9 protein-coding genes are annotated in these 10,368 nt (G+C 59.5%); all 9 read left to right on the forward strand.

The window, feature by feature from the left end; translation table 11 throughout:
• Positions 1-832: BamA/TamA family outer membrane protein (locus PSTU_RS0117885; RefSeq protein ID WP_019342388.1), on the forward strand; the 832-nt coding region annotated here is incomplete at its 5' end.
• Positions 833-879: 47 nt separating this feature from the next.
• Positions 880-1,383 carry an OmpH family outer membrane protein gene (locus PSTU_RS0117890; protein WP_029404855.1) on the forward strand — a complete coding sequence of 168 codons (504 nt, stop codon included), beginning with the start codon at positions 880-882 and terminating at the stop codon, positions 1,381-1,383.
• Positions 1,380-2,441, forward strand: coding sequence for a UDP-3-O-(3-hydroxymyristoyl)glucosamine N-acyltransferase (gene lpxD / locus PSTU_RS0117895; RefSeq protein WP_029404856.1), 1,062 nt, complete (start codon positions 1,380-1,382; stop codon positions 2,439-2,441). Before PSTU_RS0117890 ends, lpxD begins: the two co-directional genes overlap by 4 nt.
• A gap of 100 nt (positions 2,442-2,541) precedes the next feature.
• Entirely contained in the window at positions 2,542-2,982 is a 441-nt protein-coding gene (gene fabZ / locus PSTU_RS0117900; RefSeq protein ID WP_019342391.1) for a 3-hydroxyacyl-ACP dehydratase FabZ, read from the forward strand.
• The gene (gene lpxA, locus PSTU_RS0117905) at positions 2,979-3,755 is read left to right on the forward strand and encodes an acyl-ACP--UDP-N-acetylglucosamine O-acyltransferase (protein WP_019342392.1); all 777 of its coding nucleotides are present in this window, start codon (positions 2,979-2,981) and stop codon (positions 3,753-3,755) included. The genes fabZ and lpxA overlap by 4 nt, the downstream gene beginning before the upstream one ends.
• A 1-nt stretch (position 3,756) precedes the next feature.
• On the forward strand, positions 3,757-4,890 hold the full coding sequence (gene lpxB, locus PSTU_RS0117910) for a lipid-A-disaccharide synthase (protein WP_019342393.1): 1,134 nt from the start codon (positions 3,757-3,759) through the stop codon (positions 4,888-4,890).
• A complete protein-coding gene (gene rnhB / locus PSTU_RS0117915; protein WP_019342394.1) occupies positions 4,890-5,537 on the forward strand; it encodes a ribonuclease HII in 648 nt (215 codons plus the stop codon). Before lpxB ends, rnhB begins: the two co-directional genes overlap by 1 nt.
• Positions 5,538-5,672: 135 nt before the next feature.
• Complete coding sequence (dnaE, locus tag PSTU_RS0117920) at positions 5,673-9,191, forward strand: DNA polymerase III subunit alpha (RefSeq protein ID WP_019342395.1); 3,519 nt, start codon at positions 5,673-5,675, stop codon at positions 9,189-9,191.
• A gap of 186 nt (positions 9,192-9,377) precedes the next feature.
• The gene (locus tag PSTU_RS0117925) at positions 9,378-10,328 is read left to right on the forward strand and encodes an acetyl-CoA carboxylase carboxyltransferase subunit alpha (protein ID WP_019342396.1); all 951 of its coding nucleotides are present in this window, start codon (positions 9,378-9,380) and stop codon (positions 10,326-10,328) included.
• Positions 10,329-10,368: the final 40 nt, after the last annotated feature.

The following is a 10,368-nucleotide window of genomic DNA, read 5'->3' on the forward strand; positions in this document are numbered from 1 at the left end:
TGGCGGTGTGAATATCGGTTATCCGATCAGCGAGACGTCTCGGTTGTCGTTTGGCCTGTCTGCTCAGCAAGACACCATCGACAGTGGTCGCTATACGGTCGACGAGATCTTTGATTTCATGGAGGAGGAAGGCGACAGCTACCTCAACTTCAAGGCTTCTGTGGGCTGGTCCGAATCGACCCTGAACCGTGGCGTGCTGGCCACGCGCGGTCACTCTCAGAGTCTTTCGCTGGAAACCACGATTCCAGGTAGCGATCTGTCGTTCTACAAGCTCGATTACAACGCTCAGTTGTTCGTGCCGGTTACCAAGACCTACACCATGCGTTTGCATACTCAGTTGGGCTATGGTGATGCCTATGGCTCGACTTCTCGGCTGCCTTTCTACGAGCACTACTATGCGGGCGGCTTCAACTCGGTTCGCGGCTTCGAGGACAGCAGTCTTGGTCCGCGTAGTACGCCGAGCCGCGGCGAGCCTGTAACCGGGAATGAGGGCACCATTGCCGATCCGGATCAGGACGCGCTGCCCTATGGTGGTAACGTGCTGATCCAGGGCGGAATGGAGCTGCTGTTCCCTATGCCGTTCGTCAAGGATCAACGCTCGTTGCGCACCTCCGTGTTCTGGGACGTGGGTAACGTCTACGATACGAACTGCCCTCCGGAATCGGACAAGTGCAGTGACATCGATATCGGAGATATGGCCAGTTCGGTTGGTGTGGGTCTGACCTGGATCACCGCCATGGGCCCCTTGAGTTTTAGCCTGGCGATGCCAGTGATGAAACCGGACGAAGCAGATACCCAAGTCTTCCAGTTCTCGCTGGGCCAAACCTTTTAATCATCTGGAGCCATGCTCCGGCGCATCTATGAAGAGTGGTATATACCGTGCGTAAGTTGACCCAATTGCTTGTCGTTGCCGCTGCTCTAGTGGCCACCCCCGCATTCGCCGAGATGAAAATAGCGGTAATGAACTACCAGATGGCTTTGCTCGAATCAGACGCAGCCAAGCGCTACTCGGTCGATGCTGAGAAGAAATTCGGCCCGCAGCTGGAGAAGCTCAAGGGGCTTGAAAACGATGCCAAACGCATTCAGGACCGCCTGGGTAAGGACGGCGACAAGATGCAGCAGGCCGAGCGCGAGCGGCTCGAACTGGAATTCAAGCAGAAGGCGCGTGACTTCCAGTTCCTGTCCAAGGAGCTCAACGAGTCCAAGGCTGCCGCTGATCGTGACATGCTCAAGCAGCTCAAGCCCAAGCTGGACAAGTCCGTGGAAGAAGTCATCAAGAAAGGCGACTACGATCTGGTTCTCGAGCGCGGCGCGGTGGTTGATGTCAAGCCACAGTACGACATCACCCGCCAGGTCATTGAGCGCATGAACCAGCTGCGCTGATGAGCGAAGTAGCCTATTCACTCGGTGATCTGGTCGAAAGACTAGGGGCCGAGTTGCGCGGTGATGGCTCGCTGCTCGTGTCAGGATTGTCGACTTTGCAGGATGCCGGCCCTGAGCATTTGAGTTTTCTGGCCAACGCGCAGTACCGGAAGTTTCTAGCCACGACGAGGGCGGGAGGCGTGCTGCTGACGGCCAAAGATGCTGAAGGCTACGCGGGTACTGCTTTGGTTGTCGCCAATCCGTATCTCGCCTACGCACGTATCTCGCACTTGTTCGAGAGCCGGCCTCGCACGTCCACGGGTATCCATCCCTCTGCTGTAGTCGATCCCACTGCCGCGGTCGATCCCTCGGCGCGCATCGGCGCGCAAGTGGTGATTGAAGCCGGAGCCTGGGTTGGCCCCGATGTGGAGATCGGCGCCCAGTCTGTGGTTGGTGCGCGAAGCCGCATCGGCGCGGGAGGGCGGCTCGCTGCTCGAGTCACCCTTTGCCACGACGTGATTATCGGCGAGCGCGTGGTCATTCAGCCCGGTGCCGTGATCGGTGGTGAAGGGTTCGGTTTTGCCAACGAGCAGGGCAGTTGGGAGAAGATCGCGCAGCTCGGTGGCGTGCGTATTGGTGACGACGTCGAGATTGGCGCCAATACCACGATTGACCGTGGTGCCTTATCGGATACGGTTATTGGAAATGGCGTCAAGCTCGATAACCAGATCATGATCGCCCACAACGTTCAGATCGGTGATAACACTGCCATGGCCGGCTGTTCGGGGATTTCGGGTAGCACCAAGATCGGTCGCAACTGCATGATTGCTGGCGGCGCCGGGCTCGTTGGGCATATCGAAGTCTGCGATAACGTGTTCATAACCGGTATGACCATGGTCACCCGATCGATCACTGAGCCGGGAAGCTATTCATCAGGGACGGCTATGCAGCCCGCCGCGGAGTGGCGCAAGAGCGCTGCCCGGATTCGCCACCTCGACGACATGGCTCGCCGTCTGCAGCAAGTGGAAAAACGCCTGGCATCCGTGACCCCGTGCGGGGATGCGTCTTCTGATGGCTGACTCTACCGTCTAATCGTTCCTGCCAGAGACGTTCGCCAGCGGTTTGCATGGCGTGTATAGCCGTGCCGACTCCCACATTCCTTACGGGCTTTTTCTTCATATGATGGATATCAACGAGATACGCGAATACCTTCCTCACCGTTACCCCTTTCTGCTGGTAGATCGGGTGGTGGAGTTGGACACGGACGCCAAGCGTATTCGCGGCTACAAGAATGTCACCATCAACGAGCCGTTCTTCAATGGCCACTTCCCGCAGCACCCGATCATGCCGGGCGTTCTGATCATCGAAGCCATGGCACAGGCGGCGGGACTGCTTGGTTTCAAAATGATGGGCGCGAAGCCGGCTGATGGCACGCTTTACTTCTTCGTTGGCTCGGACAAGCTGCGCTTCCGTCAACCGGTCGTGCCGGGCGATCAATTGACCCTGGAGGCGTCCTTCATCAGCGCCAAGCGTGGAATCTGGAAGTTCGATTGCCGTGCCAGTGTTGATGGCAAGCCGGTATGCTCGGCTGAAATCATTTGTGCGGAACAGAAAATATGAGTCTGGTGGACCCTCGCGCCATCGTCGATCCTGCGGCACGGCTGGCTGATGATGTCCAGGTCGGCCCATGGTCGATCATCGGCCCGGATGTCGAAATAGGCGAGGGAACCGTGATCGCGTCTCACGTGGTCATCAAAGGACCGACCCGCATTGGTCGGCACAATCGAATCTTCCAGTTTTCCTCGGTGGGCGAAGACACCCCTGACCTCAAATACAAGGGCGAGCCCACGCGCCTGGTCATCGGCGACCATAACGTGATCCGGGAAGGGGTGACCATTCACCGGGGAACCGTGCAGGATCGAGGCGAGACCACGCTCGGTAACCACAACCTGATCATGGCCTATGCGCACATCGGTCATGACAGCGTGATCGCCAATCATTGCATCCTGGTCAATAACACGGCGCTGGCCGGCCATGTGCACGTGGGTGACTGGGCGATCCTGTCCGGATACACCCTTGTCCATCAGTATTGCCATATCGGTGCCTACAGTTTTTCCGGCATGGGGACCGCCATTGGCAAGGACGTTCCGGCGTTCGTGACGGTGTTTGGCAACCCGGCTGAAGCGCGTAGTATGAATTTCGAAGGCATGCGTCGCCGTGGTTTCAGCGCAGAAGCCATCATGGCGCTGCGCAATGCCTACAAGGTCGTCTATCGCAGAGGGTTGACGGTCGAGGCTGCACTGACTGCGCTCGAAGCGGATGCGCTGGCATTTCCTGAAGTGGCGCTGTTTAGAGACTCCGTGCAGGCCTCGAATCGCGGCATTACGCGCTGATATGTCCAGGCATTTGACCGTTGCGTTGGTGGCCGGCGAAGCGTCCGGCGATATCCTCGGCGCAGGCTTGATGCAGGCGCTCAGGGCTCAGCACCCGGACGTCGAATTTGTCGGCGTGGGTGGGCCTCGAATGGAGGCGCAGGGGCTCGTATCCTATTTTCCGCAAGAGCGCCTGGCTGTGATGGGGCTGGTCGAGGTGCTCGGACGTCTGCCGGAGCTGCTCGCACGTCGCAAACGTTTGCTCAAGACGTTGCTTGACGTGCGGCCTGACGTATTCGTCGGCATCGACGCCCCGGATTTCAATCTGGACCTGGCGCTTAAACTCCGGCGCGCTGGTATCAAGACGGTGCACTACGTAAGCCCGTCGGTTTGGGCTTGGCGACAGAAGCGCGTGCTGAAAATCCGGGACGCCTGCGATCTGATGCTGACACTGTTTCCCTTCGAGGCGAAGTTTTACGACGACCATCAGGTGGCGGTGCGTTTTGTCGGCCACCCGCTGGCCGACACCATCCCATTGGTATCCGATCGAGCCGCGGCGCGGGCTTCGCTGAACCTGCCGCAGGACGGCCTGATCGTGGCGCTTATGCCCGGCAGCCGGGGCGGAGAGGTGAGACGTCTTGGTGAGCTTTTCCTGGCCGCAGCCGACCGGCTGCGCTCGATGCGTCCGGGGATTCGTTTCGTGGTGCCTTGTGCCAGTCCCGAGCGGCGTGCTCAGCTGGAACAGATGCTGGTAAAACGGGACCTTCCGCTGACGTTGCTCGATGGGCGCTCCCACGAAGCCTTGGCGGCCTGCAATGCGGTGCTGATTGCCTCCGGCACCGCAACGCTCGAGGCCTTGCTGTACAAACGGCCCATGGTGGTGGCCTACAGCGTTGCCCCCCTGACGTTTCGAATTCTCAAGCGCCTGGTCAAGAGCCCCTATGTGGCCTTGCCTAATTTGCTGGCCCAGCGTCTTCTGGTTCCCGAATTGCTTCAGGATGCCGCGACGCCAGATGCGATGGCTCAGCTGTTGTCGCCCTTGCTGGATAACGGCGACAAGCAGACCGAGGGGTTCGATGCGATTCACCGGACGCTGCGTTGCGATGCTTCGAGCCAGGCGGCCACTGCTGTGCTCGAATTGATAGGCGTGCGCTGATGCAGATCGGGCTCGATTTCAATTTGGTTGAAGAGCTGGTCGCTGGTGTTGACGAGGTTGGCCGTGGCCCGCTGTGCGGGCCCGTGGTCACCGCGGCGGTGATTCTTGACCCCTTGCGCCCGATCCAAGGCTTGAACGATTCGAAGAAGCTCAGCGAGGCACGCCGCGAAGCATTATTCGACGAGATCTGCCAGAAGGCGCTGGCCTGGTGCATTGCCCGCGCCGAGGTGCATGAAATCGATCAGCTGAACATCCTGCACGCCACCATGCTGGCCATGCAGCGGGCAGTTGAAGGGCTTGGTGTCCAGCCTCGGCTTGCCTTGATCGACGGTAATCGCTGCCCCCAGCTTGCGGTGCCTAGCGCTTCGGTGATTCAGGGCGACGCCCAGGTGCCCGCGATTGCTGCTGCGTCGATTCTGGCCAAGGTCAGCCGAGACCGGGAAATGTGCGCGCTGGACCTGTGCTATCCGGGCTATGGGCTTTCCGCCCATAAAGGCTACCCGACGCCGTATCATCTCGAAGCCTTGCAGCGGCTCGGCCCGACCATTATCCACCGCCGCTCCTTCGCGCCTGTGCGCAATCTGCTGGAGCAAAGCGGCGCAGTGGCTGGGCGCGTGACCATCGAAACGGCCAGCCTGCTGGGCTGATTTCCGCTCCCGGCATTTTTCGGCCTGTCGAGGCGTAGGTTCCGCTGATCCACAAGCGGTCAACCGTCGCCTTAATCGGTCCTCGGTTTCCGGTACAATTCGCGGCTTGTCGTTTCGCCAGTCCAAGGTTCGTTCATGCCCGTTTCCTTCGTCCATCTCCGTCTGCACACTGAATATTCCCTGGTCGACGGACTGGTACGCGTCAAGCCGTTGGTGAAATCGGTAGCCAGCGCAGGCATGCCGGCGGTGGCTGTCACGGATCAGAGCAATATGTGCTCGCTGGTCAAGTTCTATAAGGCAGCTCAGGGTGCTAGGATCAAGCCGATCTGCGGTGCCGATATCTGGCTCGCCAGTCGCGATGAAGATGGTCCCCTCAGCCGTTTGACCCTGCTGGCGATGAACAGCCAGGGCTATCGCAACCTGACCGAACTGGTTTCGCGCGGCTGGACGGAAGGTCAGCGTAACGACCAGATCATCATCGAACGTGAGTGGGTCAAGGACGCTGCTGAAGGCCTGATCGCGCTATCCGGCGCCAAGGAAGGAGAAATCGGCCATGCGCTGCTCGACGGCGAAGAAGCGTCAGCCGAGGCGTTGCTGAACGAGTGGCAGACGGTCTTCCCGCAACGCTTCTATCTCGAAGTGCAACGCACCAGCCGCGTCAATGACGAAGAGCATTTGCATGCAGCCGTCGCGCTGGCGCAGCGCTGCAGCGTTCCGCTTGTGGCTACCAACGACGTGCGTTTTCTCAAACAGGAAGATTTCGAAGCTCACGAAACGCGCGTGTGTATCGGCGAAAGCCGCACCCTCGACGATTCGCGGCGGCCGCGCAACTATTCCGATCAGCAATATCTGAAGACGCCGGAGGAAATGTGGGAGCTGTTCAGCGACCTGCCCGAGGCGCTGGAAAACACCGTCGAGATCGCCCGGCGCTGCAATATCGACGTGCAGTTGGGAACCTACTTCCTGCCTGATTTCCCGGTGCCAGACGGCATGACCATGGATGAGTACTTCCGCAAGGTCTCGTTCGACGGGCTCGAGGAGCGGCTCGAGGTGTTGTTGCCCAAGGACACGCCGGACTACGAGGCGAAAAAGCAGGTCTATATCGACCGGCTGAATTTCGAGCTCGACATCATCATCCAGATGGGCTTCCCCGGTTATTTCCTGATCGTTATGGACTTCATCCAATGGGCGAAGAACAACGGGGTGCCGGTGGGGCCGGGGCGGGGGTCGGGTGCGGGCTCGCTGGTTGCCTACGTGCAGAAGATCACCGACCTCGACCCACTGGCCTATGACCTGCTGTTCGAACGCTTCCTGAACCCGGAGCGGGTTTCCATGCCCGACTTCGACGTCGACTTCTGCATGGATGGCCGTGACCGGGTCATCGATTACGTGGCCGAGAAATACGGCCGCAACGCGGTCAGCCAGATCATCACCTTTGGCACCATGGCGGCCAAGGCGGTGGTGCGCGACGTGGCGCGGGTGCAGGGCAAGTCCTACGGTCTGGCCGATCGACTGTCGAAGATGATTCCCTTCGAAGTCGGCATGACGCTCGCAAAAGCTTACGAGATGGAGGAGCCGCTACGGGATTTTCTCGCCGTCGACGAAGATGCGCGGGAAATCTGGGACATGGCGCTCAAGCTCGAAGGCATTACCCGTGGCACCGGCAAGCATGCCGGCGGCGTGGTCATCGCGCCGACCAAGCTCACCGACTTCGCACCCATCGCCTGCGATGACGAGGGTGGCAGTCTGGTGACCCAGTTCGACAAGGACGACGTCGAGCAGGCCGGTCTGGTCAAGTTCGACTTCCTGGGCCTACGTACCCTGACCATCATTAAATGGGCGCTGGAAACTATCAATCGGGAGCAGGCACGCAAGGGGCTCGAGCCGGTCAACATCGATTTCATCCCGCTGGATGACAAACCGACCTACGCGCTGCTGCAAAAAGCCGAGACGACTGCGGTGTTCCAGCTCGAGTCGCGCGGCATGAAGGAGCTGATCAAGAAGCTCAAGCCGGACTGCCTGGAAGACCTCATCGCTCTGGTTGCGCTGTTCCGTCCCGGCCCGCTGCAGTCGGGCATGGTGGACGACTTCATCAACCGTAAACATGGGCGTGCGGAAATCTCCTACCCGCACTCGGATTACCAGTACGAAGGCCTCAAGCCAGTGCTGGCGCCTACTTACGGCATCATTTTGTATCAGGAGCAGGTGATGCAGATCGCTCAGGTAATGGGCGGTTATACCCTCGGTCAGGCGGACATGCTGCGCCGTGCCATGGGTAAGAAGAAGCCCGAAGAGATGGCCAAGCAACGCGGTGGCTTTATCGAAGGTTGCGCCAATAACAATATTGACGCGGATCTTGCGGGGAACATCTTCGATCTGGTGGAAAAGTTTGCCGGTTACGGCTTCAACAAATCCCACTCGGCCGCCTATGGCTTGGTCTCGTACCAGACCGCCTGGCTCAAAGCGCATCACCCGTCGCCTTTCATGGCGGCGGTGCTCTCGGCGGACATGCACAACACCGATAAAGTGGTCACGCTGATCGAGGAGTGCCGCAGCATGAAGCTGCGAATCGATGCACCGGACGTGAACAATTCGGAGTTCAAGTTCACCGTCAGTGACGATGGACGGATCATCTATGGCCTTGGCGCGATCAAAGGTGTCGGTGAGGGGCCCGTCGAAGCGATCTGTGAGTGCCGCAAAGACGGTGGGTTCAAGGATCTGTTCGATTTCTGCAGCCGCGTCGATCTCAAACGGATCAACAAGCGCACCCTCGAAGCCCTGATCCGCGGAGGCGCACTGGATCGTCTCGGCCCCTATTTCTCGGACGAGCCGAAGGCCTACCAAGCCAATATCGATCGCAATCGGGCGGTGCTGCTCTCGGCAATGGAAGAGGCTATCCAGGCAGCAGAGCAGACGGCGCGCAGCCTCGACAGCGGCCATGCGGACCTGTTCGGCGGATTGTTCGCCGAGCCCGAAGCAGACGTTTATGGCAACCATCGAAAAGCCCGTGAGCTGTCCTTGAAGGAGCGCCTGAAAGGCGAGAAGGACACATTGGGGCTCTACCTCACCGGCCATCCGATTGATGAATATGAAGGTGAGGTCCGTCGCTTTGCCCGTCAGCGCATCATTGATCTGCGCCCCGCACGGGGCGAGCAGACCATAGCCGGCCTGATCGTCAATCTTCGGGTCATGAAAAACAAAAAAGGCGACAAGATGGGTTTTATCACCCTTGATGACCGCTCGGGACGGATCGAGGCTTCGCTGTTCGCCGAAGCGTTCAACAGCGCCCAAGCGCTGTTGCAGACCGATGCTCTGGTGGTGGTTGAGGGCGAGGTCAGTAATGACGATTTCTCTGGAGGCCTGCGCCTGCGAGCCAAACGGGTCATGAGTCTGGAGGAAGCCCGAACCGGGCTGGCCGAAAGCCTGCGGGTAAAAGTCGCCGGCGAGGCGCTCAAGGGTGATCGTGTCCGTTGGTTGGCCGATGTTTGTGGTCGCCACCGCGGCGCCTGTCCGATCACGCTGGAGTACACCGGCAGCGATGCGAAAGCACTCCTGCAGTTCGGTGAAAGCTGGCGAATCGATCCGGCTGACAACTTGATTCAAGCATTGCGTGACCAGTTCGGGCGCGACAACGTCTTTCTGCAATACCGATAGCGGGACCAGCCGATTGGTGCACCATTGCAGGTGCAAGACCCATTCGACGTCCTGAACCGGCCCGATCTCGGATTGGGCCATGTTTGCGAACATTTTGTTCGACCTGAATGCGTCCGTCCCGTAAGGTAGGGCGCAAAAAACGGAACAGCTCCCGGCCGCCTGGCCGTCGACGCATGACGGATGCCTATGAACCCGAATTTTCTCGATTTCGAACAGCCGATCGCCGACCTGCAAGCCAAGATCGAAGAATTGCGCCTGGTTGGTAACGACAACTCGCTGAACATTGGCGATGAGATTTCTCGCCTGCAGGACAAGAGCGAGTCGCTCACCGAGAGCATCTTCGGCAATCTAACCAGTTGGCAGATCGCTCGTCTGGCCCGCCACCCGCAGCGCCCCTACACGCTGGACTACATCAACCACCTGTTCACCGAATTCGAAGAGCTGCATGGCGATCGCCACTTCTCCGATGACGCCGCGATCGTTGGCGGTACTGCTCGCTTGAATGGCGAGCCGGTGATGATCATCGGGCATCAGAAGGGTCGTGAAGTCCGCGAAAAGGTACGCCGCAACTTCGGCATGCCGCGTCCGGAAGGCTACCGCAAGGCGTGCCGTCTGATGGAAATGGCCGAGCGCTTCAAGATGCCAATCCTGACTTTCATCGATACGCCCGGCGCCTATCCGGGTATCGACGCTGAAGAGCGCAACCAGAGCGAAGCGATTGCCTGGAACCTGCGAGTCATGGCGCGATTGAAGACCCCCATCATCGCCACCGTGATTGGCGAGGGTGGGTCCGGCGGTGCGCTGGCCATTGGCGTCTGCGATCAACTGAACATGCTGCAATACTCGACCTATGCGGTCATCTCGCCGGAAGGCTGCGCTTCGATTCTCTGGCGCACTGCTGACAAGGCGCCGGAAGCTGCCGAAGCCATGGGCGTCACCGCTGAACGCCTGAAAAGCCTCGGTATCGTCGACAAAGTCATAGCCGAGCCGTTGGGCGGCGCTCATCGCAATCCGGCGGTGGTTGCTGCGTCGCTGCGTGACGAACTGACCGCTCAGCTCGACATGCTCAAAGGGCTCGACAACGAAGCGTTGCTGGCGCGGCGTTACGAGCGTCTGATGAGCTACGGCATCGCCTGATAATCGAACGATGGGTCAATAAAAACGGCGGGGGTTCCCC

Origin of the sequence: Stutzerimonas stutzeri SDM-LAC (assembly GCF_000235745.1) — a bacterium.
In the GTDB taxonomy this organism is placed as follows: domain Bacteria; phylum Pseudomonadota; class Gammaproteobacteria; order Pseudomonadales; family Pseudomonadaceae; genus Stutzerimonas; species Stutzerimonas stutzeri_H.

Bases quoted from the DNA above. Each gene is read 5' to 3' on its own strand.
- fabZ (WP_019342391.1), top strand. From the start codon at position 2,542: ATGATGGATATCAACGAGATACGCGAATACCTTCCTCACCGTTACCCC.
- lpxA (WP_019342392.1), top strand. From the start codon at position 2,979: ATGAGTCTGGTGGACCCTCGCGCCATCGTCGATCCTGCGGCACGGCTG.
- lpxB (WP_019342393.1), top strand. From the start codon at position 3,757: ATGTCCAGGCATTTGACCGTTGCGTTGGTGGCCGGCGAAGCGTCCGGC.
- rnhB (WP_019342394.1), top strand. From the start codon at position 4,890: ATGCAGATCGGGCTCGATTTCAATTTGGTTGAAGAGCTGGTCGCTGGT.
- dnaE (WP_019342395.1), top strand. From the start codon at position 5,673: ATGCCCGTTTCCTTCGTCCATCTCCGTCTGCACACTGAATATTCCCTG.
- PSTU_RS0117925 (WP_019342396.1), top strand. From the start codon at position 9,378: ATGAACCCGAATTTTCTCGATTTCGAACAGCCGATCGCCGACCTGCAA.